The following is a 22,529-nucleotide window of genomic DNA, read 5'->3' as shown; positions in this document are numbered from 1 at the left end:
CGCGCACACAATAGCAATGTGTAACGAGATGAATCAAGTGTTGTTTAAAAAAACATCACAATAAATACGGCGCAGCGAAACGGCGATTACGTAACACCGGCAGTTTATCCCGCGTTTGCGCCACACGTTCAGGCGTCACCTCAGCGAAAATCAATTGTGGCACTTCCGCCGCTGCCGCAATAGTCACGCCCTGCGGATCAACGACCCGGCTCTGCCCGATATTCTTATTGCCGCATTCGCCAGCCGCGACGATATAACATGTTGTATCCAGCGCCCTTGCCGATAGCAACGTAGCCCAGTGCTGCTCCTTGAGCGGACCGCGCACCCAGGCGGCAGGCAACACCAGCAATTCAGCACCCTGCAGCGCCAGCGACAAAGCCAGCTCCGGGAAACGCAGATCGTAGCACGTCATCAGCCCGACCTTCATGCCCTCCACTTCAATCAACGGAGGAATATTGTGCCCGGCGTCCACTCGCAGCGACTCCTGCATATTAAACGCGTCATACAGATGCAGCTTGGCATACTGCGCGATCACCTCTCCACCGCGCAATACCACCAGCGTATTAACTGCCCTGCCCTCGGTTGAGGGAACATGCACCGTCAACACCGTAGTCAACATGTTACGCTGGCTTTCCGTACGCAACAGGTTCAGAAAGCCGCCATCCAGCCTCTGCGCTGATTTGACAGAAAGGTGTGGGTCAGCATCATCTCTTGCCAGCAATGCCTCTGGCAGCACCAACAGCGACGCCTGACGCCCTGCCGCTTGAGCCATCAACGCAACACAAGTCTGCGCATTGGTCCGCCAGTCTGGCGTGACCGCAAATTGCCCGGCTGCAACAATCATAGTTACTCCTCCCGCTTCGTCACCATAGCCAGAAAATAGCCGCGACGCTAAACTCGACACTCTAACAAACCAGATAGCAGGATCTCACAGTGTTACAACTTCTTTTAGCGGTATTTATTGGCGGTGGAACCGGCAGTGTTGTGCGCTGGATGTTAAGTATGAAACTTAATCCGGCACATCAAGCAATTCCTGTTGGTACGCTCACCGCCAACCTGCTTGGCGCATTTATTATCGGTATGGGTTTAGCATGGTTCAATCGCATGACGCATATCGATCCCGTCTGGAAGGTACTGTTAACCACCGGTTTTTGTGGCGGGCTGACCACCTTTTCCACCTTTTCAGCAGAAGTGGTGTTTTTGTTGCAGGAGGGGCGAATTAACTGGGCGCTGTTGAACGTGGCGGTAAACTTGCTGGGTTCGTTTGCCATGACGGCACTGGCGTTTTGGCTGTTTTCGTCGGTTAATGCAAACTGAAAGGATAAAAAAACCCGCCTTACGGCGGGTTTTGGAATTCTAACTGTACGTACGTAGCTGAATTAGACAGGCATTACGTTCGCAGCAGATGGGCCTTTGGCACCGTTAGTGATTTCAAATTCAACGCGCTGGCCTTCAGCCAGGGTTTTGAAACCATTGCTCTGGATTGCAGAGAAGTGTACGAACACGTCTTTGCTGCCATCTTCCGGAGTAATGAAACCGAATCCTTTGGATTCATTAAACCACTTAACGTTACCTTTAATCTTAGACATCAAAATTACCTTTACATGAAAAATCGACACAAATGCTGTGTCGGGTATCAGTACAACAATTGTGACGGCTTTTGTCCAGTCGTTATTCGCGAAAAAGTGATAAATGTCGCTAACTTTTTTGCGATAGCGGGTTTATTCCGCGTTTTGAACAATGGTTAAAATTTGCACATTGCATTAACGCAGCGTTTGCAGTTAAAACTGAAAGCGCATCCAGGCAAAGTAAACATTACCGTTGTTATAGGTGCCCGGAATGTAGGTCATCTGGAACGTCGCCGGGCCATAGCCGACAGATGCCAGCGGCAACAACACCGGTATGGGAATGTACTTCCAGTTATCACGAGCGGTAAAGCCCGCCGTATAACCCAATCCCAAATGGAAGTTATCATCTGCCAGCGGGCGCCACGTTTTTTCCCAACCGTAACCGCCAATAGGTTCCCATTTGTTAAAGGAATCTTTAAACGCCATCAAATAAAGACCGTGCCAGTTCCCTTTTTCGTCCCAGCGTGACTGACCAAAACCTGCGCCCCACGGACGTTCGTTATAGCGGTCCGTTTTGACCTTGTCATAGGCAAAACGAGCATGCCAGGTGATGGCAGGCACATACAGATCATAATGCTCAGGCTGCTGCCAGGTTTGCTTCACATTGTCAGTAAAACTCGAGAACCAGGAGTTCTCTGTAGCATGTGCTGTGGTAACCACCGAAAACGCACAAAACAAAGACAAAAAAATAGCTAAAATCTTCTTATTTACAGACACCGTATTTATTCCATGTTACGCAATGACGCTTATTCTCGAGCATGTTATCTGAATAGTCCCTTAACGAGATCGGATTAATTCTGAAAAAACACATGGAATAATCGCAGCATTTACGTCACTTCACGCAGAATAGCGTTCGACGCGCCCCAAAACAGGGGCGCAAAAAAAACGGCTAACGTTTACGATGAAGTAAGAAATAAACCGCTGGAATAACCAACATCGACAGCAATGGTGCCGTTATCATGCCGCCAATCATAGGTGCAGCGATACGGCTCATCACCTCCGAACCGCTGCCACCGCCCCACATAATGGGAAGCAGCCCGGCCATAATCGTCGCAACCGTCATCACCTTTGGCCGAACGCGGAGTACCGCGCCTTCGTGGATAGCCTGTAGCAACACATTATTCCCTCCATCCGGTTCACGCGTGCGATATTTCTTAAGCGCGTGATTAAGATAGAGCACCATAATAACGCCGAACTCCGCCGCCACCCCGGCCAGAGCAATAAAACCGACCGCGCCCGCAACGGATAAATTATATCCCAGTAACCACAATAACCAGACACCACCAATCAACGAGAAGGGCAATGTCCCCATTATTAATAGGGCATCAGATATTCGTTTAAAGGTAATAAATAGCAGGACAAAGATAATCATTAGCGTTACCGGCAGAACAATTTTTAATTTTGCCGTGGCGCGTTCCAGATATTCAAACTGTCCGGACCATGAGAGCGTTACCCCCTGCGGCAGTTTCACCTGCTGCGCTACCCGCTGCTGCATCTCTTCGACTGCTGATTTCAAATCGCGCCCGCGCAGGTCAACGTAGATCCAGTTCGACAGACGCGCATTCTCGCTTTTCAGCATTGGCGGCCCTTCTTTCACTACAATATCAGCCAGTTCACCTAACGCAATTTGACTGCCATTTTCAGTGATCACCGGCAATTTACGCAAATCATCGACGTTATCGCGTATGTCGCGCGGGTAACGTATGTTGATGGGATACCGCTCCCGGCCCTGCAGCACCTCACCAATATTTTCCCCACCCACCAGCGTAGAGACCAACGATTGCAACTCTTTTACCGATACACCATAACGCGCGGCTTGCTGCCGGTTAATGTTGATATCGACGTAGCGCCCGCCCGCCAGGCGTTCCGCCAGTGCCGATGTTACGCCCGGCACTGTTTTCACCACCTGCTCGATTTGCTGCGCCACGCGTTCAATATCAGCAATTTTATTGCCGTTCACCTTAATCCCCACCGGGCTCTTAATACCGGTTGCCAGCATATCCAGACGGTTGCGAATAGGTGGCACCCAGACGTTAGCTATGCCCGGCACGCTGACGGTTTTATCCAGTTCTTCCACCAGTTTTTCCGGCGTCATCCCCGCGCGCCACTGGTCGCGCGGCTTAAAGCGAATGGTGGTTTCCACCATGGTCAACGGCGCGGGATCGGTCGCGCTCTCAGCTCTGCCCGCCTTACCAAATACGCTCGCCACTTCCGGCACGCTTTTAATCAGGCGGTCAGTTTGCTGCAATAAACGCCCGGCTTCGCGTGCAGAGATCCCCGGCAACGTCGACGGCATATACAGTAAGTCGCCTTCGTTAAGCGGCGGCATAAACTCACTGCCCAGCCGGCTCAGCGGCCATAACGTTGCCAGCAGCAACAGCAGTGCCACTGCCAGCGTCGTTTTCGGCCACGCCAGCACTTTATCCAGCAGTGGCTCATACATGCGGATCAGGAAACGGTTGATCGGGTTGGCTTTCTCGTCGGGGATTTTGCCGCGAATAAACAAGCCCATCAGCACCGGCACCAGCGTGATACCAAGCCCGGCCGCCACTGCCATCGCCCAACTCTTGGTGAACGCCAGCGGCGAGAACATGCGCCCTTCCTGCGCTTCCAGCGAAAACACCGGAATAAACGACAAGGTGATAATCAGCAGGCTGCAAAATAGCGCAGGTCCCACTTCGACTGCTGCCTGTTCTGAAAAACGCCAGTAATCCGCACCTGTCGGCTGACGGTCAGGGTTATCATGCCGCCACTGCTCCATCACCTTGTGCATGTTTTCAATCATCACAATAGCCGCATCCACCATCGCGCCAATCGCAATCGCAATCCCGCCGAGCGACATGATATTGGCGTTGATACCCTGGTAATGCATGACGATAAACGCACCGAGGATCCCAAGCGGCAATGAAACAATCGCTACCAATGCCGAGCGGAAATGGAACAGGAACAGCGTACAAACCAGCGCAACGACGATAAATTCCTCGATTAATTTATGCGTCAGCGTTTCAACCGCGCTTTCAATCAGCGTCGAGCGATCGTAAACCGGTACAATCGCCACGCCGTCGGGCAGCGTTTTTTGCACCTCGCTAAATTTCGCTTTCACCGCATGAATAGTATCAAGCGCGTTTTTGCCATAGCGCATCACGATAATGCCGCCCGCAACTTCGCCTTCGCCATTATATTCGGCCACGCCGCGGCGCAGCTCCGGCCCAAGGCGTACCGTCGCCACATCTGAAAGCATCACCGGCACACCGTCCCGGCTAGCGATGACTATCTGGCGAAAATCCGCCAGTTGCCGCAAATAGCCGGTGGTACGCACCATAAATTCGGCTTCGCCCATCTCCAACAGCGCGCCGCCGCTCTCCTGGTTCGCCGCCTGCACAGCGCTGATAATCTGTTCATGGGTAATATTCAGCGCCCGCATTTTCGCGGGATCCAGCACAACTTGATACTGCCGAACCATACCGCCGACGCTCGCGACTTCCGCGACGTTCGGTACCGTTTTGAGTTCAAATTTCAGCGTCCAGTCCTGCAACGCGCGTAAATCCGCCAGATTATGTTTGCCGCTGCGATCCACCAGCGCATACTCATAAATCCAGCCCACGCCGGTGGCATCAGGCCCTAATCCGACGTTCACGCCAGAAGGCAGTGAAGATTGAATTTGGCTTAAGTTCTCCAGCACACGAGAACGCGCCCAGTAGAGGTCGGTATCATCATCGAACAGCACATAGACATAGGAATCGCCAAACATCGAATAACCACGCACCGTTTTCGCTCCCGGCACAGAAAGCATGGCGGTGGTAAGCGGGTAAGTCACTTGATCCTCAATGAGTTGCGGCGCTTTTCCCGGATAGCTGGCGCGGATGATCACCTGTACATCAGAGAGATCCGGTAGCGCATCCAGCGGTGCGCGCTGCACTGACCAAATCCCCCAACCGGTGATCACCAGCGCGGCCAGCAGGATTAACAAGCGGTTACGCAATGATGCGCGAATCACGGCAGCAATCATTTCATCGTCTCCTGCGTCGGCATCAGATGGGTAATGACCGCTCCCTGTTCATCATCCAGCGTGAAGCTGAACATCACCTTGTCACCCACTTTGATGGCAGGTTCAGGCTGCTTAAGCACGAAGTCCATCGTCATCGCCCCCCAATTCAGCGCCGGAATTGGCTGGTGCGACAGCGTGACGCTACCGGCATCAATCGCTTTCACCACACCGGTAGCGTCGTAGATTTGCGCTTTTTTCGCGGTAGTTTGCGGTGCCTGTTGGTGCGGGAGCGCGCTACGCAGGCTCGCTTCCGAATCGATCAGGAACTGACCGGATGTCACAACGTTATCGCCCTCTTGCAACCCGGACAGCACTTCGGTCCAGCCCAGGGCCGTACGTCCGGTGGTAACATTAACCGCCTGGAAATGGCCTTCTCCCGTCGCCAGTAGCACGCGGCTTGCAGTACCGGTTTCAATCAGCGCCTCTTCCGGGATAGCCAGCACGTCAGGCTGCTGTGCTGAAGCAGGTTGAGTGACGGTAAGGAACATGCCGGGTTTGAGTTTTTGCTGCGGGTTATCCAGCACGATGCGCGCTTTAAGCGTCCGGGTGGTGGTTTCAAGCTGCGGTAGCAACTCACTGACGCGGCCGTGAAATTGCTCGCCCGGCCAACTACCTGATGTGGCAATAATATCGCTACCCGCAGTGAGTGCCTGCGCCTGGCTTTGCGGGTAATCGACCACCAGCCAGACAGGATCAAGGTTCGCCAGCTCAAACAGAACTTGCGTAGCGGCAACCTGCGCGCCTTCACGGGAATCAAGTTTGACCACATAACTGTCACGATCGGCGCGCAGCGTCAGCCGGGTTTGCGGTTTTCCACTACGTTCAACCGCGCGAATAATGGCATCCGGCATAAACTGCAGCGCCAGCCGCTCGCGGGCAGCACGCGTCAATTCACCATCACCTAACTGGCGCACCGCCAGATACTCCTGCTGCGCCGTCGTCCACTGCGGGATCCACAGTTGCGCCAGCGCTTCGCCTTTTTTCACCCACTGCTGCGGCGCGCGGACAAACAGTTTTTCCACTACACCCGCCGCCGGAGACGGCACACTCTGGATGCTGCGCTCATCGGTAGTTACCGTGGCGAAGGCAGAAAACGCGTCGGTAAGCGCTCGTTTTTCCACCTTCGCCGTGGTCATCCCCAGATTTTGCTGCTGCTGTGCACTAACGCTAACGCCGCCGCTGGCGGGCGCTTCATCGGCGTAACGCGCCACCAGTGGCATATCCATAAACGGGGATTTACCCGGTTTGTCAAAACGCTGATCTGGCACCATCGGATCGTACCAGTAGAGCACTTTTCGTTGCGGTACCTGCTCGCCGGAAGCCAAAGGCGCACTGTGCTGGCGACCGGCGAAATACCCTACGCCCGACGCCAGACAAGCCGCAACCACGGCGGCTAAAATCGTTTTATTCATTACCTTAACTCCTGCGGGATCAGCCAGCGGATTGCGGCCCATTTCTGCGCCATCTCTTTCTCGGCCTGGTTAACGGCCAGTTCGCTATCGAGCACATTGCGCCGTGCTTCCAGCAGCGCAGAGAGATCTGATTGCCCCGAACGGTATTGCGCTGCCAGTAACGTGGCACGCTGGCGAACCAGCGGCAGCACATCGTCACGCTGGCGCATCCACAGGGTTTGCGCGGCGTTATATTCGGCAATGAGCGAATGCAACTGCGCGGCGTGATCACGCTCAGCCAGCGCCAGTTGGTCGTTAGCCTGCATAGTGCGGGAAACATCGGCGGCGTGATCTTTGTCCTGCCGGTGAGACTGGAACAGCGGCAAATCGACGGTAAACATCACCCCGGCCATGTCTTCGTACCCCTCGGCGCGGCGTCCGTACCACACTTCCACTTCCACATCCGGAATGGCAGCGATGGCGGATTCAGCGGAACGCGCTTTCGCGCTGTTTGCCATGCTGGCAGCGGCGACAATGTCCGGATGTTGCACAATGCCCTGCTCCAGCGTTTTTTCATCCGCAGGTAGACGTTGATATCGCGGAAGTTCGCCGGAAACAGCGCTCACATCCTGGCCGGTCAGCTGCGTCAGGCGGGTTTGTGCCAGTTGCACATCGCGTTCGGCAAGCGTGACTTTATCGCGCATGGTGCTCAGCCCCACCCGGAAAGCCAACACGCTGTCTGGTGCAGCATTCCCGGTCCCGACGCTGGCACGCTGCGCGCCTTGCTGACGTTCGGTTTCCGCCAGCAGTTTGCGGGCGGTCTGCAATGCTTGTTGTGAAAGTGCTAAATCGAGCCACGCCTGGGCGGTGTCGCGCTGTAAATTGGCGCGCACGACGGCGGATTTGGCGCTGACACTTTGCGCTTCGGCTAACAAGGTATCGGCTTTACGATCGCGTTTTTCGGCACTGACATACTGCTGCATGATGCCGATCCGCTGCATCGTCATCCCTTCACGGGTTAAACGGCGATCGTTGTTGCCCTGTACCGGGACGTTTTCAATACCGAATTTCAGCTTCGGGTCGGGTAACTGGCGTGCAGAATCTGCCATCGCATCCAGCGCCTGCGCTTCGTTGCGGTTAGCGGAAAGTTCTGCGGAATAGCGCTCAGCGGCGGCAAGGGTTTGCGTCAGCGTCAGTGACTCCGCCTGCGCGGCGGAGCACATCAGTCCGAGCAACACCCCGCCGAGCCGCAGGCTCAGCGAGTAACGTTTCATTGTTGCCCCCGGTTAGCGTTGCGGCGTTAATGAAACGAGCTGATAGCCGTTTTCGCTTTGCACAAAAGTGAAGTCGACCTTATCGCCCACTTTCACCGGTGCAAACGTGCTGCCTTTCGCCAGTGCAAACTGCATGGTCATTGGCGGCCAGTTCAGCGCGGGAATGGCTTTATGGGCGATAGAAATCGCATCGGGAGTGATTTTTTTGATAACGCCCTGGCTTTGGTACGTCTGCATTTGGGTATGCATCGCCGAGTGCTGCGACATATCGTGCATGCCATGCATTGCGGGCATATCTTCCGCGTGAGCGGTCAAGGAGAAAAACAGCACGCCAGAGAGCATGCAAAGAAGAGAAGAACGCATAATAAAACTCCTGTTAAACAATGAAATTAATAAAATTCAATGCATTAACAGGTTTCTATTCTCGGAACCGGCAAAAACGGATCGTTGCCGGCGGGCCTATTGCAGGAGGGGTTAACGACCATCCGTCATGCGCGACGGAGGCACAAACAGGTTCTGCGACCGCAAGCGTCAGCGAAACGGGCAGCGCCACCAGTGAAGGATGCTCGGTGTCTTTTTGCGCCAGATCCGGGACACAATGTTTTTCGCACAGCGGCGTTTTCATGATGTCAATTTGCGGCGCACTGTCAGACATCGCCATTCGATGGTCCATATGCTGAACCATCACATTTTCACCCTGCACGCTTAAATCACAGTTATGCGAAGCAATCGCCACCTGGCTTTGAATAAGTAGCCAACCAAACGCCATCAGCAGCACCAACAGATGCCGCTTAATAAAGCGCATTCGGTATAGCCATCCTGCGTGCATAACGTCGCCATGGGTGAAAGGAAAGTAACGGCGAGTATAAGCAGCATCATTTTTATTTTTAAAGCGTTTTTTAACTAATTTACGTCCGGAAATAAAGTGCAACCGAAACCATTAAATTAATTAACTTATTAGTACCTTTAAAATAACAAGTTAATCATTTCAAATTAATACCGATTATTGCTTAAGCGGTATTTATTAAGTGCAGTGATAACAATTTGACGAGATTATTCACTCAACACATCGCTTTGTTGATTTTAATCATCTACCCGCTGGCTATTATTCGGCACATTGCGTTGCCAGTTTTTTTACTTACTTTTCATTCAGGTCAACCTCCGGGGCCAACAACATGTTATTAACACTCATTGAACTGCTGATAGGCGTGGTGGTGATTGTCGGCGTAGCGCGCTACATCATCAAAGGCTACTCCGCCACCGGCGTGCTGTTTATCGGCGGTCTGGCGCTATTAATTGTCAGCGCACTGATGGGCCACAAAATATTACCCGGCAGCGCAGCCAGCACCGGTTATAGCGCTACCGATATTGTCGAATACATTAAAATCTTGCTGATGAGCCGCGGTGGCGATCTCGGCATGATGATCATGATGCTGTGTGGTTTTGCCGCTTATATGACGCATATCGGCGCGAACGACATGGTGGTGAAGCTGGCTTCGCGGCCACTGCGCTTTATCAACTCGCCTTACCTGCTGATGATTGCCGCCTATTTTGTCGCTTGCCTGATGTCGCTGGCGGTCTCGTCGGCAACGGGCCTTGGCGTGCTGTTGATGGCAACCCTGTTCCCGGTGATGGTAAACGTCGGTATCAGCCGCGGTGCTGCGGCAGCGATTTGCGCTTCTCCGGCAGCAATCATTCTTTCGCCAACTTCCGGTGACGTAGTGCTGGCCGCGAAAGCCGCAGAAATGCCACTTATCGACTTCGCCTTTAAAACCACCCTGCCCATCTCTATCGCGGCGATTATCGCCATGGCAATTGCGCATTTTTTCTGGCAGCGCTACCTGGATAAAAAAGAGCATATCGTCAGCGAAATGCTGGATGTGAAAGACATCACCACCAATGCGCCCACGTTCTACGCCATCCTGCCGTTTACGCCGATTATTGGCGTGCTGATTTTCGACGGCAAATGGGGTCCGGAACTGCATATCATCACCATTTTGGTGATTTGCATGGTGCTGGCGGCAGTGCTGGAATTTTTACGCGGTTTCAATACGCAAAACGTCTTTTCCGGGCTGGAAGTCGCCTATCGCGGCATGGCTGACGCGTTTGCCGGTGTGGTGATGTTGCTGGTCGCCGCAGGGGTTTTCGCCCAGGGTTTAAGCACCATTGGCTTTATCCAGAGTCTTATTTCGATTGCCACATCGTTCGGTTCGGCGAGCATCATTTTGATGCTGGTGCTGGTCACGCTGACCATGCTGGCGGCAATGACCACCGGCTCCGGTAACGCGCCGTTTTACGCCTTTGTCGAGATGATCCCGAAACTGGCACATGAATCCGGTATCAACCCGGCTTACTTGTCGATTCCGATGTTGCAGACTTCCAATCTCGGACGCACCATCTCTCCGGTTTCCGGCGTGGTGGTTGCCGTGGCGGGGATGGCGAACATTTCCCCCTTTGAGGTCGTAAAACGGACATCTGTGCCGGTGATCGTCGGTCTGATTGTGGTGATCATCGCTACCGAAGTATTGGTTCCGGGTGTTGCAATACATTAATTTATAAACACCACTTATGAAAAAGCGCCTGCCCGGCGCTTTTTTTATGGTTTAATAACGCATGGCAATTACCCGGATACATCCATCAGGAACTGATATGTTTAAAAAGGGACTCTTCATCTGCGCAAGCCTTGCCGCAACGTTGTTCTCCGTCGCTTATGCCGCGCCGCTCCAGCCCACACAATATGGTGACTTTGACCGCTATGTTCTGGCGCTCTCCTGGCAAACCGGTTTTTGTCAGAGCCTGCATGCGCAAGGTCGCAATGAGCCCGATGAGTGTCGGCCGCAAAAAGAACCGGCTAACAAAGCCGATTATCTGACCGTGCATGGTTTGTGGCCAGGTCTGCCAAAATCCATTGCCGCGCGAGGCGTCGACGATCGCCGCTGGATGCGCTTCGGCTGCGCCACGCGTCCGATTCCGAATATGCCAGAAGCGAAAGCCAGCCAGAAATGCGCCGCTGCAGAAACCGGCCTGTCGCTGGAAGTGGCCAATAAACTTAACGCCGTAATGCCGGGCGCGGGCAGCACCACTTGCCTTGAGCGCTATGAATATGCCAAACACGGCGTCTGTTTTGGCTTCGATCCGGACGACTATTTCGGCGCGATGGTACGCCTGGACACCGAAATCAAACAGAGCGCACTCGGTCAGTTCCTGGCGGAAAACTACGGGAAAACCGTCACTCGCGACGCGTTCAACGCGGCTGTCGCCAAAGCTTACGGTGATCAGAGCGTGAAAGCGGTGAAACTGACCTGTAGCGGCAACCCGGCATGGCTGACGGAAATGCAGATAGCCATCAAAGCCGACGCGATAAACGCCCCGCTCGCAGCAACGTCTTTACTGCCGCAGCCGCATCCCGGCAACTGTGGAAACAGCTTCGTGATTGATAAAGCGGGATACTGAAAAACCATAATTCCGGCAAATGTGCGCAACATCACTTCACAGCGCGCTGTCGTGTCAGTATCATCCCTTGTAGACAAACCCTCGCTGCCAGTCGGCGAGGGTTTTTCTTTGGATCAATCACCTGACATGGAGTACCAGATGTCCAGACCTGCCATTATCATTAATGAGCGAGACGCCGAGCGCCTCGACCGTCTGCTTGAGCAGCCCGCTCACGCTAACCTGCCGGTCGCGGATGCGCTAAATGAAGAGTTGGATCGCGCCCAGATGTGTGCGCCAGAAGCGATGCCACACGATGTGGTGACGATGAACAGCACGGTAAAATTCCGTGAGCTGAAAAGCGGCGAAGAGCGCGTGCGCACGCTGGTTTATCCGGCGAATGTGACCGACAGCGCCAGCCAGCTTTCGGTGCTTGCTCCGGTGGGCGCAGCGCTGCTGGGATTGCGCGTTGGCGATACCATCCACTGGGAACTGCCGGGCGGCACCACCACCGACCTTGAAGTGCTCGAACTGCTGTACCAACCCGAAGCCGCAGGCGATTTCATGCGCTAAGCCCCGCCCTGCGTTGTTGTGCAGAGGATGCGCCCGCATCCTCTTTCCGTTCCCGCCCGTTTATTCTTCAGATTTGCCATACAGGCAGCAAAATATTCCCCCCGTTTATGATTCAATCAGAAGGACATAACCTACAGGGAGAAGCGTTTATGTATCAGACAATCATCATGCCGGTCGATGTTTTCGAAATGGAGTTAAGCGACAAAGCCGTGCGTCACGCTGAATTTCTCGCTCAGAGTGAAGGCGTTATTCATCTTTTGCATGTATTACCCGCCTCCGCCAGTTTGAGCCTGCACCGTTTCGCTGCTGATTTGCGCCGTTTCGAAGAGCATCTGCAACAGGAAGCGCAAACGCGCCTCAGCACCATGATCACACATTTCCACATCGACTCTTCACGCATTCATATTCATGTCCGTTTTGGCAACGTGCGCGATGTGGTCAATGAGTTAGCCGAAGAGTTGAGCGCTGATATGGTGGTAATTGCTTCGCGCAATCCTTCCATTTCCACCCACCTGCTCGGCTCGAACGCCGCGAATATTGTGCGACACGCACATATCCCGGTGCTGGTGGTCAGATAAAGACGCTCAGGCGCAAAAAAGAGGCTACCCAAAGGTAGCCTCTTTACATTGCAGGTATAGCTTACTTTCTTATTTTACTTACGCGGTTTTCGTGCGGATAAGGTAGTCAAACGAACTCAGAGACGCTTTGGCACCTTCACCCGTGGCAATAATGATCTGTTTGTACGGCACCGTGGTGCAGTCGCCCGCGGCAAACACACCTTTGACGCTGGTTTCGCATTTCGCGTCGATGATAATTTCGCCCATGCGGTTGCGCTCAATCGCACCTTCCAGCCAGGTGGTGTTCGGCAGCAGACCAATCTGGACGAAAATCCCCGCCAGCGCCACGCTGTGAACATCGCCACTTACACGGTCGCGGTACTCAAGGCCGGTCACTTTGCTACCGTCGCCTTTCACTTCGGTGGTCTGCGCGTTCAGAATAATGTCGACGTTTTTCAGGCTGCGCACTTTATCCTGCAACACCTGATCGGCTTTCATTTCCGGAGCGAATTCAAGCAGGGTTACGTGCTCAACAATGCCTGCCAGATCAATAGCCGCTTCCACACCGGAGTTACCGCCGCCGATCACCGCTACGCGCTTGCCTTTAAACAGCGGGCCGTCGCAGTGCGGGCAGTAAGTCACACCTTTGGTGCGATACTGATCTTCACCCGGAACATTCATGTTGCGCCATTTCGCGCCAGTAGCAATGATAATGCTGCGTGCTTTCAGCACCGCGCCGGAGGCAGTTTGGATCTGATGCAAGCCACCTTCAACCGCAGCCGGAACCAGCTTGCTGGCGCTCTGGCTGTCAATCACATCGACGTCGTAATCCGAGACGTGCGCTTTCAGCGCGCCCGCCAGTTTCTGGCCTTCGGTTTTCGGCACAGAAATATAGTTTTCAATATCAACGGTATCCAGCACCTGGCCGCCGAAACGCTCGCCCATCAGGCCGGTACGGATGCCTTTACGCGCCGAGTAAACTGCCGCTGCCGCACCTGCCGGGCCGGAACCGACAATCAGCACATCGTAAGCATCACGTTTGTTCAGCTCTTCTGCCGCACGTTTTTCCGCGCCGGTGTCGATTTTGGCAACGATCTCCATCAGTGTCATACGACCCTGACCGAACTCCTGGCCATTCACAAATACCGCCGGAACACCCATCACATTGCGATCGGTAATTTCGTTCTGGAACGTACCACCATCAATCGCCGTGTGCTTGATACGCGGGTTCAGCACCGCCATCAGGTTCAGCACCTGCACCACGTCAGGGCAGTTATGGCACGAGAGTGAATAGTAGGTTTCAAACTCAAAATCGCCGTCCAGATCGCGGATCTGTTCAAGCAGCGCCTGTGCCTCTTTTGACGGATGACCACCGGTCCACAGCAGCGCCAGTACCAGTGACGTAAATTCGTGGCCCAGCGGCGAACCGGCAAAACGTGGGCCGTTATGCGAGCCAGGGTTGGTAATCAGGAACGACGGTTTACGCACCGCCAGGCTGTTGTCTTCTTTAAAGGAGACCTTGTCTGACAGTTCAGCGATTTCGCCCAGCAGTTCTTTGATCTCTGCCGATTTCGCGCTGTCGTCCAGCGTAGCAATCAGCTCAACAGGTTTGGTCAGTTTCTCAAGGTAGGCCTTGAGCTGGGTTTTCATAGTAGTGTCGAGCATAACGTTCTCCCTTAAAACATCATCATGCAAGCCGAATCATTTAAGGCTGCATCAATGCAACTTGCATCATGGTGCTGAATAAAACGGGCACCCAAAAGTACCCGTTAACGATAGTAATTTCCGAAGTATTTCGCGCCAGAGCAAGGCGGCTAGCCTGAGAGTCCCCGGGAGCTTACATCAGTAAGTGACCGGGGCGAGCAGGCGACGCCAACGCCGCTATGGCGTGAAAGACGACAGGAAATTTAGATTTTGCCAACCAGATCCAGGGACGGAGCCAACGTCGCTTCACCCTCTTTCCATTTCGCCGGGCACACTTCACCTGGGTGAGAAGCCACATACTGTGCTGCTTTGATTTTACGCAGCAGGTCAGATGCGTCGCGGCCGATGCCTTCAGCGGTGACTTCGATAGCCTGGATAATGCCCTGCGGGTCAACAACGAAGGTTGCACGGTCGGCCAGACCTTCATTTTCACGCATGTTGTCGAAGTTACGGGTCAGGGCGCCAGTCGGGTCGCCGATCATCGCATATTTGATTTTCGCGATGGTGTCGGAGCTGCTGTGCCACGCTTTGTGGGTAAAGTGGGTGTCGGTGGAAACAGAGTAAACGTCCACGCCCAGTTTCTGCAGCTCGTCGTAGTGGTCAGCCACGTCGCCCAGCTCAGTCGGGCATACGAAGGTGAAGTCAGCCGGGTAGAAGAAGAAGACGCTCCAGCGGCCTTCGGTATCTTTCTCGGTTACTTCGATGAATTCACCGTTTTTGAACGCCTGGTTTTTAAAAGGTTTAATCTTGGTATTAATTAAGGACATCTATACTTCCTCCGTGTTTTCGTTGGGGTGTAAGTTAACGAACTTCGATTGATTGAGCCAATGCGTTTGCTTTATCAAATCAATAAGTGTTAGCTAACAACCCACAACGAGCAACCTTGTGAACGGCTGATTTGCCAAAAGTAAAAAGGCCACCGCGACGGGTGGCCTCGATACCTGAAATACCCGTGGGTAGCTTCAGCACCAGCAAGCTGGCTTTGCGTTGCGCTCATAACCTGAAGGTCATCAAGCAACATCGATTAGACCACTGCAAGCGTTGAGCGACAATGCTCCGGCAGGCGTTCTTACCGATGGTTGTGATAGGTTTCCTCTAAGTTCACTCTTTCCCACTGATTTTATAAGGATTTTTATGCTCAAGCGCCTGTTAATGCTGACATTGCTCCCGCTGACTCTGCACGCCGAAGAACTGCCCGCACCGGTAAAAGCCATTGAAAAGCAAGGCATCACCATCATCAAATCCTTCGACGCACCGGGCGGCATGAAAGGCTATCTTGGCAAATATCAGGAAATGGGCGTCACCATTTATGTCACCCCGGACGGCAAACACGCTATCTCCGGCTATATGTACGACGACGCGGGCACCAACCTGAGCGAAAAGCTGATTGCCAAAGAGATTTACGCTCCGGCGGGCCGCGCGCTGTGGCAGCAGATGGAAAAAGCCGACTGGCTGCTCGATGGCAAAAAAGAGGCACCGCGCGTGGTGTACGTCTTTGCCGACCCGTATTGCCCGTACTGCAAACAGTTCTGGCAGCAGGCGCGCCCGTGGGTGGAGTCCGGCAAAGTGCAGATCCGCACGCTGCTGGTTGGGGTGATTAAACCGGAAAGCCCGGCGGCCGCGGCAGCGATTATGAGCGCAAAAGATCCAGCGAAAAGCTGGCACGACTTTGAGCAGTCGAACGGCAAAATGGCACTGACGCTGCCAAAAAGCGTACCGCCGGAAATGATGAAAAAGCTCAATATCAACCAGAAAATCATGGACGATCTCGGCGCGAACGCCACGCCTGCGATTTACTACATGAATGAAGATAATGTGCTGCAGCAGGAAGTCGGTTTGCCGGACGCGGAAAAACTGAAAACGATTATGGGCGAGAAGTAAAAGCAGTCACGGCGGCGCAGGTAGCACCGCCGTTAAAGCCTTACAGCTTACACAGGCGCTCTGCCGCCGCCAGCAGCGTCGATTCCTGTTTCGCGAAGCACAAACGAATCAGCTTGTGCGGGAAGGGATCGGCGCAGAACACCGACAGCGGGATCGCCGCCACGCCCACCTCTTTGGTCAGCCACTGACAGAAACTCACATCATCCAGATCGGAGATCGCGCTGTAATCCGCCAGCAGGAAATAGGTGCCTTCGCTCGGCAAAATCTCCAGCTTGCTGTGGCTAAGCGCATTGACCAGCACATCGCGCCGCGCGCGGTAAAATTCCGGTAGATCACGATAATGTTCCGGCTCGGCGCGCAGCATATCCGCCAGCGCCAGTTGCGCCGGGGTATTCACCGAGAACGTCAGATACTGGTGTACCTTGCGCAGCTCCGCGCTAATAGCGGCAGGCGCCACGCAGTAACCCACTTTCCAGCCGGTCATATGGTAGGTTTTGCCAAATGATGACACCGCAACTGCCCGCTCGCGCAGTTGCGGATGCGCCAGCACGCTGGCATGGCCCTCTTCGGCAAAACAGATGTGCTCGTAAACTTCATCACTCAGCACATAGATTTCCCGTTCGGCAATCGCCTGCCACAACGCAGCGAAATCCGCCTTTTGCCACACCGTCGCCGACGGGTTGTGCGGCGTGTTCAAAATCACCAGCCGCGTGCGATCGCTAAGCAGCCCCGCAAATTGTTGCCAGTCGACGCGAAAATGCGGCGGTTGCAGCGCAATGCGTTTCAGCACGCCGCCGGAAAGCTCGACCGCGGGCGCATAACTGTCGTAGCTCGGATCAAAACAGATAACTTCGTCGCCCTGACGCACCAACGCGGTGATCGCCGCGTACAGCGCTTCTGTCGCCCCGGCGGTGACGGTGATATCGGTATTCACATCCGGTTTATGCCCATACAGCTCGGCCGTTTTATCGGCAATCGCTTCGCGCAGCGCCTGCACACCGGTCATCGGCGCGTACTGATTCGCCCCCTGCGCCACATGAAACGCCAGCCGCTCCTGCAAATAGCGCGGGCCGTCGAAATCCGGGAAGCCTTGCGACAGATTAATCGCCTGGTGCTGCTGCGCCAGGGCGCTCATTTGCGTGAAAATGGTAGTGCCAAGCGCGGGAAGTTTACTTTGTGGAATCAGTGCGTTATTGCTCATTATTATCTGCCTGCCTGTGATACGCGTGTTGCCGCCACTATAACACGATGCTAGTATTTGGCAATCAAGACGCTTAGACGTCTATATGATAACAATATTCCTTATAAGGAAGGGTGATGACAGACAACCTGCAACTCCAACAACTCGTCGCCGCCTGCCACTGGATAGGCGCGAAAGGCTGGGCACCCGCCACCGGCGGGAATATGTCCGTGCGCCAGGACGCCGACTGGTGCTGGCTGAGCGAATCCGGCAAAGACAAAGGCAGCCTGACCACGGCGGATTTTTTGCAGGTATCGATTGCCGATAACCACGCCCCTTCCGGCCGTAAACCCTCGGCAGAAACCGGCCTGCACACGCTGATTTATCGCCTCTACCCGGACGCTAACGCCGTGCTACACGTCCATACCGTGAACGCGACGGTGCTTTCGCGCGTAGAGAAATCCCCTGCCCTGCTGCTGAACGGTTTTGAGATGCAAAAATCCCTGAGCGGGCAGACCACGCACCTGGACACGGTGCCGGTGGCGATTTTCGACAACGACCAGGATATCGACGCGCTGGCCACACGCATTGCCGACTATGCGCAGACGCACCCATTGCGCTATGGTTTTCTGCTACGCGGCCACGGGCTAACCTGCTGGGGGCGCGATGTCGCCGAAGCCCGCCACCATCTGGAAGGGCTGGAATTTTTATTTGAATGCGAAATGCAGCGTCGCCTGCTGGAGAAACCATGATCCGCGCTATTGTTACCGATATTGAAGGCACCACCAGTGATATCCGCTTCGTACATAACGTCCTGTTCCCTTACGCCCGCGAACGCCTGGCGGCGTTTATCACGGTGGAGCAGTACAACGAGCCGGTCAGCACTATCTTGGATAACCTGCGGGAAGAGATCGCTCAACCTGAAGCCACCACCGCTGAACTGATTGAGGTGCTGTTTGCTTTTATGGATGAAGATCGCAAATCAACGGCGCTGAAAGCGTTGCAGGGCATTATCTGGCGCGACGGTTATGTGAACGGCGATTTCAAAGGCCACCTTTACCCGGACGTATTGCCCCAGCTTGAGAAATGGAAATCGCAGGGTATTGATCTGTATGTATATTCCTCTGGCTCGGTTGCAGCGCAAAAACTGTTATTTGGCTACAGCGACGAAGGTGATATTACTCCTCTGTTCAGCGGGTATTTCGACACGCTGGTCGGCGCGAAACGCGATGTGCAGTCGTACCGCAACATTGCGACGCAAATCGGGCTACCGCCCACGTCCATTTTGTTCCTCTCCGATATTCACCAGGAGCTGGACGCCGCCGAAGCGGCAGGTTTTCGCACCACACAACTGATTCGCGGCGATGATGACGCAGCCAGCCATCATTACCAGGTTCCCTCTTTCAGCAACATTAAGCCGGAGCAGATCCCTTCATGAGCGCACTGACGATTTACACCGATACCGATGCCAGCACGCCGGTGTGGCACAGCACCGACGCCGCAGAGATCCAGCAAAAACTCAACGCCAAAGGTGTGCGTTTTGAACGCTGGCAGGCCGACTGCGATCTCGGCGCAAATCCGACACCGGAAACCGTAATCACCGCTTACCAGCACGCCATCGACAAACTGGTGGCCGAGAAAGGTTATCAGAGCTGGGATGTGATCAGCCTGCGCGCCGACAACCCGCAGAAAGAGGTGATGCGCGCCAAATTTCTCAACGAACACACGCATGGCGAAGACGAAGTGCGCTTCTTTGTTGAAGGCGCGGGCTTGTTTTGCCTGCACATCGGCAGCGACGTTTACCAGGTGCTGTGCGAGAAAAACGACCTGATTTCCGTACCGGCCGGAACCCCGCACTGGTTTGATATGGGCTCAGAGCCGAACTTCACGGCGATCAGGATTTTTGATAACCCAGAGGGGTGGATCGCGCAGTTTACCGGAAGTGAAATTGCGGGCGGGTATCCGAAGTTAGCTTGAAACTAAAGGCTCCAGATGGAGCCTTTAGTTTTCAATTTTGTTGTAGCTAGCCACTTACTCAACTCCTTTTGGCTAAGACGAAAACCCATCTTCCTGAGTGCCTTTATTCCTGAACAAGATAACCGAACAGGTCGTCTTTTTGTTATCGCAGCGCTTTGTGGGTATTAACGATACTTCCTTCTTTTTCACGAATCCTTTGTTACTGCGAAACATTTTGTGATCCCTGCGTAATACCCCGCGCCGCAAACTGGCAATCTCCCCCGCCACAGGTAACACTCTGTAAGCCGCCAGCACACATAAAGGAGTAAAACATGACGGGTGATTTTTACTGGATTAACGAACCGCAGCAGTGGCGTGAAACGCAGGGCAAAGTGGAAGTGGTCACGGATGGCGGCACCGATTTCTGGCGCAAAACCTGGTACGGGTTTGAGCGCTTCAGCGGCCACGGTTTTGTGCGCGATGTGACGCGGGATTTCACCTTTCAGGTGCGGATACAGGCGCGTTTTTCCGAGCTGTATGACCAGGCGGGTGTGTTGTTGGTCGCGGACGAGAAGAACTGGCTAAAAGCCGGTATCGAATTTAACGATGGCGCGCCCGCCATCGGCAGCGTGCTGACACAGGGTTATTCAGACTGGGCAACCGGTATTTTCGCGGGTGATGCGGGCGATTTCTGGCTGCGCCTGAGCCGCAAAGGCGACGCGCTACGGCTGCAATACTCCACTGATGGTCGCATCTGGCCGCTGCTGCGGTTGTGCCATTTTCCCCACTCGCATTGCGCGGTTGGGGTGATGTGCTGCACGCCGGAACGAGCCGGGCTGGAAGTCGCGTTTTCAGATATGGCGCTCACGCCGCTGCTGGAGAAAGATCTGCACGATCTGAGCTAGTTTCGCCATGCTTCCACCGAGGATCACCGTTTCGTTTCCCGTCCAACACAGGCGACCGAACGAGAAGTGGATACGTTTCGGTTGCCAGAAAACGGGAAGCTCGCACACCGTTAGAAATATCGCTTCCCTAATGATTTCCCTCATAAGTAATTTGCCTTGCTACATGATATTTCAGCGCAGCTAAATGATGTCGTTAAATATCGACAAAAAATACAGGATATATTATTTACGAAATTACAAACCATCATAAATATATTATATAAACCCTACAATCCATCTTTTATTAAAAACCTTACCGATTGTATTTTATGGTCATTTCTAACACCTCGTAACTGGCTAATCAAAAAAAACAAAACGCACCTCTCTTTTTATTAAATTCACCATGAAGGTTTCACTTTATTCGCCGATAAAAATAGAGTTCACCCTGGATATGGAAAGCACCTGAGGCCGTTATGACTATTTTAAAGAAATTGTTATTTGTTTTTGCCATTACGTTTATTGCCATGATCGTGCTCGGTGGTTTCAGCATCCGGGCATTAGACAATGCTCAATCACGTTTCGACTACGTTGTTGATAATAGCCTGCCAAGTATTAGTAAGCTCAGCGAAGCGGTACAGCACCGTGAAGAAGCACGCCGACAAATTCTGATGTCGCTACTCATCAGTGACGAAGCGGTTTTCAGCAAACATATGGCGCAAGCGAAAGATGAACTTAATAAAACCCGTGAGATTTTAAACTACTACCACGACGATCTGGTCAGTGATGATTTGGATGCGCAGTTGTTAAAAAAAACCCAGGACTCTTTTGACGATTACGCACAAAAAGCAGAATCCATGGTCGGCGTCTATCACAGTGAAGGTATTGAGGCCGCGCGTAAAATGGTGTCGGATGGCGGGATTACCGCCAATGCTTCTGTCGCCCTAAGCGCCAATTTAAAAGAGATGCTGGAGCATAATTACAATATCGCCAAAAAGTATGCCGAGAATAACCATACGCAATATATCAATACCTTCTGGTTATTGGTGGGAACTATTATCTTTTTACTGGCATTAATTGGCGTATTTGCTTCAGCGATCCTTACTTATTTAAATAAGGGATTAAAAAGCCTGCAAAATAGTATGGAAACCATCAGCAGCACGCTGGATTTAACCGTCAAAGTGGATCTCAATAAAAAAGATGAACTGGGCGCAACCGCTACCAGTTTTAATAATCTGGTAGAAAAAATCCGCGAAGTATTAAGCAGTGTGAAAGATGCCAGCAACGAAGTGGATGTCGCGGCAAACGAAATCGCCAAAAGCAATGATGATCTGTCGTCACGTACCGAATCACAGGCTTCGTCGCTGGAGCAGACCGCCGCCAGCATGAACCAATTGTCGGCCACGGTGCGGCACAATATGGACAACGCGAAAGAGGCAAATGCCTTTATTGGCCGCGTGCAAACCATGGTGAATGAAAGCCATCGCGAGCTGAGTTCCCTGCAAAAATCCATCGATGATATTTCTGCTTCTTCGGTGAAAATCTCCGAGATCACCGACATTATCGACGGCATCGCGTTTCAGACCAACATTCTCGCACTTAACGCAGCGGTGGAAGCTGCCCGTGCCGGTGAGCAGGGTAAAGGCTTCGCGGTGGTCGCCGGTGAGGTGCGTTCGTTGTCGCAACGCTCTTCTGTAGCGGCACGCGATATTCGCGGCTTGATCGACGAAGCGATTAAAAATGTCGGCCAGGGCGTCAACTACGCCGCTAACGTCACATCACGAATGAATGACGCCCTGGGTGCAGTCGATGAAACCACGGTGCTGATAAACCAGGTGAATAACTCTTCAACCGAGCAGAGCCACGGTATTGATCAGGTTAACGTGGCGGTCAGCCAGATGGAGGGCAACTTGCAGCAGAACGCCGCCATGGTCGAAGAGATGGCCACCGCAGCGAACTCGCTCAGCCACCAGGCCGGGAAACTGCTTAACGACGTGAATACTTTTAAACTTTAACATTCAGGCCGG

The 22,529-nt window shown here is 53.5% G+C and carries 22 protein-coding genes; 11 read left to right on the top strand and 11 right to left on the bottom strand.

Annotated features, from left to right (window positions below):
* Positions 1-55: 55 nt before the first annotated feature.
* The gene (locus E0L21_RS01220; RefSeq protein WP_131406251.1) at positions 56-844 is read right to left on the bottom strand and encodes a deaminated glutathione amidase; all 789 of its coding nucleotides are present in this window, start codon (positions 842-844) and stop codon (positions 56-58) included.
* Between the two features lie 89 nt (positions 845-933).
* Between E0L21_RS01220 and crcB the strand changes: the two genes are divergently transcribed.
* Positions 934-1,317 carry a fluoride efflux transporter CrcB gene (crcB, locus tag E0L21_RS01215; RefSeq protein WP_131406250.1) on the top strand — a complete coding sequence of 128 codons (384 nt, stop codon included), beginning with the start codon at positions 934-936 and terminating at the stop codon, positions 1,315-1,317.
* 62 nt (positions 1,318-1,379) lie between these two features.
* Here the strand turns inward: crcB and cspE are convergent, their stop codons facing one another.
* From cspE to E0L21_RS01180, 7 genes are all read right to left on the bottom strand, one after another.
* Entirely contained in the window at positions 1,380-1,589 is a 210-nt protein-coding gene (gene cspE, locus E0L21_RS01210; protein ID WP_007373839.1) for a transcription antiterminator/RNA stability regulator CspE, read from the bottom strand.
* A gap of 192 nt (positions 1,590-1,781) precedes the next feature.
* Positions 1,782-2,312 carry a lipid IV(A) palmitoyltransferase PagP gene (gene pagP / locus E0L21_RS01205; RefSeq protein WP_235855189.1) on the bottom strand — a complete coding sequence of 177 codons (531 nt, stop codon included), beginning with the start codon at positions 2,310-2,312 and terminating at the stop codon, positions 1,782-1,784.
* Positions 2,313-2,517: 205 nt separating this feature from the next.
* Entirely contained in the window at positions 2,518-5,637 is a 3,120-nt protein-coding gene (locus E0L21_RS01200; RefSeq protein ID WP_131406248.1) for an efflux RND transporter permease subunit, read from the bottom strand.
* Positions 5,634-7,088, bottom strand: a complete 1,455-nt coding sequence (locus tag E0L21_RS01195) for an efflux RND transporter periplasmic adaptor subunit (RefSeq protein ID WP_131406247.1) — start codon at positions 7,086-7,088, stop codon at positions 5,634-5,636. Before E0L21_RS01195 ends, E0L21_RS01200 begins: the two co-directional genes overlap by 4 nt.
* The gene (locus E0L21_RS01190) at positions 7,088-8,341 is read right to left on the bottom strand and encodes a TolC family protein (RefSeq protein WP_131406246.1); all 1,254 of its coding nucleotides are present in this window, start codon (positions 8,339-8,341) and stop codon (positions 7,088-7,090) included. Before E0L21_RS01190 ends, E0L21_RS01195 begins: the two co-directional genes overlap by 1 nt.
* 12 nt (positions 8,342-8,353) lie before the next feature.
* A complete protein-coding gene (locus E0L21_RS01185; RefSeq protein ID WP_235855186.1) occupies positions 8,354-8,704 on the bottom strand; it encodes a copper-binding protein in 351 nt (116 codons plus the stop codon).
* 55 nt (positions 8,705-8,759) lie between these two features.
* Positions 8,760-9,170, bottom strand: a complete 411-nt coding sequence (locus tag E0L21_RS01180; protein ID WP_131406245.1) for a DUF2946 domain-containing protein — start codon at positions 9,168-9,170, stop codon at positions 8,760-8,762.
* Positions 9,171-9,516: 346 nt separating this feature from the next.
* Between E0L21_RS01180 and dcuC the strand changes: the two genes are divergently transcribed.
* The 4 genes from dcuC to uspG all read left to right on the top strand — a co-directional run bounded on the left by dcuC (position 9,517) and on the right by uspG (position 12,921).
* Complete coding sequence (gene dcuC / locus E0L21_RS01175; protein ID WP_131406244.1) at positions 9,517-10,893, top strand: anaerobic C4-dicarboxylate transporter DcuC; 1,377 nt, start codon at positions 9,517-9,519, stop codon at positions 10,891-10,893.
* Positions 10,894-10,990: 97 nt separating this feature from the next.
* Positions 10,991-11,794, top strand: coding sequence for a ribonuclease I (gene rna, locus E0L21_RS01170; RefSeq protein WP_131406243.1), 804 nt, complete (start codon positions 10,991-10,993; stop codon positions 11,792-11,794).
* 138 nt (positions 11,795-11,932) lie between these two features.
* Positions 11,933-12,343: a nucleoside diphosphate kinase regulator gene (rnk, locus tag E0L21_RS01165; protein WP_017455866.1), complete on the top strand. Its 411-nt coding sequence runs from the start codon at positions 11,933-11,935 to the stop codon at positions 12,341-12,343.
* 149 nt (positions 12,344-12,492) lie between these two features.
* Positions 12,493-12,921 (top strand): universal stress protein UspG, encoded by a 429-nt coding sequence (uspG, locus tag E0L21_RS01160; RefSeq protein WP_131406242.1) that lies wholly within the window; start codon positions 12,493-12,495, stop codon positions 12,919-12,921.
* Positions 12,922-12,999: 78 nt separating this feature from the next.
* On the opposite strand, the gene ahpF is transcribed toward uspG, so the two are convergent.
* Positions 13,000-14,565 (bottom strand): alkyl hydroperoxide reductase subunit F, encoded by a 1,566-nt coding sequence (ahpF, locus tag E0L21_RS01155; RefSeq protein ID WP_131406241.1) that lies wholly within the window; start codon positions 14,563-14,565, stop codon positions 13,000-13,002.
* A 242-nt stretch (positions 14,566-14,807) separates the two neighbouring features.
* The gene (gene ahpC, locus E0L21_RS01150) at positions 14,808-15,371 is read right to left on the bottom strand and encodes an alkyl hydroperoxide reductase subunit C (protein ID WP_131406240.1); all 564 of its coding nucleotides are present in this window, start codon (positions 15,369-15,371) and stop codon (positions 14,808-14,810) included.
* A 367-nt stretch (positions 15,372-15,738) separates the two neighbouring features.
* On the opposite strand from ahpC, the gene dsbG reads away from it, so the two are divergent.
* Complete coding sequence (gene dsbG, locus E0L21_RS01145; protein ID WP_017455862.1) at positions 15,739-16,485, top strand: thiol:disulfide interchange protein DsbG; 747 nt, start codon at positions 15,739-15,741, stop codon at positions 16,483-16,485.
* A 40-nt stretch (positions 16,486-16,525) separates the two neighbouring features.
* Here dsbG and E0L21_RS01140 read toward each other — a convergent pair whose 3' ends face one another.
* Positions 16,526-17,686, bottom strand: coding sequence for a pyridoxal phosphate-dependent aminotransferase (locus tag E0L21_RS01140; protein ID WP_131406239.1), 1,161 nt, complete (start codon positions 17,684-17,686; stop codon positions 16,526-16,528).
* A gap of 116 nt (positions 17,687-17,802) precedes the next feature.
* Between E0L21_RS01140 and E0L21_RS01135 the strand changes: the two genes are divergently transcribed.
* The 5 genes from E0L21_RS01135 (at position 17,803) to E0L21_RS01115 (ending at position 22,517) form a co-directional block, all read left to right on the top strand.
* Complete coding sequence (locus E0L21_RS01135; RefSeq protein ID WP_131406238.1) at positions 17,803-18,417, top strand: methylthioribulose 1-phosphate dehydratase; 615 nt, start codon at positions 17,803-17,805, stop codon at positions 18,415-18,417.
* The gene (mtnC, locus tag E0L21_RS01130) at positions 18,414-19,103 is read left to right on the top strand and encodes an acireductone synthase (protein ID WP_131406237.1); all 690 of its coding nucleotides are present in this window, start codon (positions 18,414-18,416) and stop codon (positions 19,101-19,103) included. Before E0L21_RS01135 ends, mtnC begins: the two co-directional genes overlap by 4 nt.
* Positions 19,100-19,642, top strand: a complete 543-nt coding sequence (locus E0L21_RS01125; RefSeq protein ID WP_131406236.1) for a 1,2-dihydroxy-3-keto-5-methylthiopentene dioxygenase — start codon at positions 19,100-19,102, stop codon at positions 19,640-19,642. Before mtnC ends, E0L21_RS01125 begins: the two co-directional genes overlap by 4 nt.
* A 311-nt stretch (positions 19,643-19,953) precedes the next feature.
* Entirely contained in the window at positions 19,954-20,526 is a 573-nt protein-coding gene (locus E0L21_RS01120; protein ID WP_131406235.1) for a DUF1349 domain-containing protein, read from the top strand.
* A 452-nt stretch (positions 20,527-20,978) separates the two neighbouring features.
* Positions 20,979-22,517 (top strand): methyl-accepting chemotaxis protein, encoded by a 1,539-nt coding sequence (locus tag E0L21_RS01115; RefSeq protein ID WP_131406234.1) that lies wholly within the window; start codon positions 20,979-20,981, stop codon positions 22,515-22,517.
* Positions 22,518-22,529 lie beyond the last annotated feature (12 nt).

The organism is Kosakonia quasisacchari (assembly GCF_004331415.1).
In the GTDB taxonomy this organism is placed as follows: Bacteria; Pseudomonadota; Gammaproteobacteria; order Enterobacterales; family Enterobacteriaceae; genus Kosakonia; species Kosakonia quasisacchari.
The sequence above is the reverse complement of the archived record's forward strand: the minus strand, read 5'-3'. Positions and strand labels throughout refer to the sequence as shown.

Bases quoted from the DNA above. Each gene is read 5' to 3' on its own strand.
- E0L21_RS01220 (WP_131406251.1), bottom strand. From the start codon at position 844: ATGATTGTTGCAGCCGGGCAATTTGCGGTCACGCCAGACTGGCGGACC.
- cspE (WP_007373839.1), bottom strand. From the start codon at position 1,589: ATGTCTAAGATTAAAGGTAACGTTAAGTGGTTTAATGAATCCAAAGGA.
- E0L21_RS01200 (WP_131406248.1), bottom strand. From the start codon at position 5,637: ATGATTGCTGCCGTGATTCGCGCATCATTGCGTAACCGCTTGTTAATC.
- E0L21_RS01195 (WP_131406247.1), bottom strand. From the start codon at position 7,088: ATGAATAAAACGATTTTAGCCGCCGTGGTTGCGGCTTGTCTGGCGTCG.
- E0L21_RS01190 (WP_131406246.1), bottom strand. From the start codon at position 8,341: ATGAAACGTTACTCGCTGAGCCTGCGGCTCGGCGGGGTGTTGCTCGGA.
- E0L21_RS01185 (WP_235855186.1), bottom strand. From the start codon at position 8,704: ATGCGTTCTTCTCTTCTTTGCATGCTCTCTGGCGTGCTGTTTTTCTCC.
- E0L21_RS01180 (WP_131406245.1), bottom strand. From the start codon at position 9,170: ATGCACGCAGGATGGCTATACCGAATGCGCTTTATTAAGCGGCATCTG.
- dcuC (WP_131406244.1), top strand. From the start codon at position 9,517: ATGTTATTAACACTCATTGAACTGCTGATAGGCGTGGTGGTGATTGTC.
- rna (WP_131406243.1), top strand. From the start codon at position 10,991: ATGTTTAAAAAGGGACTCTTCATCTGCGCAAGCCTTGCCGCAACGTTG.
- rnk (WP_017455866.1), top strand. From the start codon at position 11,933: ATGTCCAGACCTGCCATTATCATTAATGAGCGAGACGCCGAGCGCCTC.
- uspG (WP_131406242.1), top strand. From the start codon at position 12,493: ATGTATCAGACAATCATCATGCCGGTCGATGTTTTCGAAATGGAGTTA.
- ahpF (WP_131406241.1), bottom strand. From the start codon at position 14,565: ATGCTCGACACTACTATGAAAACCCAGCTCAAGGCCTACCTTGAGAAA.
- ahpC (WP_131406240.1), bottom strand. From the start codon at position 15,371: ATGTCCTTAATTAATACCAAGATTAAACCTTTTAAAAACCAGGCGTTC.
- dsbG (WP_017455862.1), top strand. From the start codon at position 15,739: ATGCTCAAGCGCCTGTTAATGCTGACATTGCTCCCGCTGACTCTGCAC.
- E0L21_RS01140 (WP_131406239.1), bottom strand. From the start codon at position 17,686: ATGAGCAATAACGCACTGATTCCACAAAGTAAACTTCCCGCGCTTGGC.
- E0L21_RS01135 (WP_131406238.1), top strand. From the start codon at position 17,803: ATGACAGACAACCTGCAACTCCAACAACTCGTCGCCGCCTGCCACTGG.
- mtnC (WP_131406237.1), top strand. From the start codon at position 18,414: ATGATCCGCGCTATTGTTACCGATATTGAAGGCACCACCAGTGATATC.
- E0L21_RS01125 (WP_131406236.1), top strand. From the start codon at position 19,100: ATGAGCGCACTGACGATTTACACCGATACCGATGCCAGCACGCCGGTG.
- E0L21_RS01120 (WP_131406235.1), top strand. From the start codon at position 19,954: ATGACGGGTGATTTTTACTGGATTAACGAACCGCAGCAGTGGCGTGAA.
- E0L21_RS01115 (WP_131406234.1), top strand. From the start codon at position 20,979: ATGACTATTTTAAAGAAATTGTTATTTGTTTTTGCCATTACGTTTATT.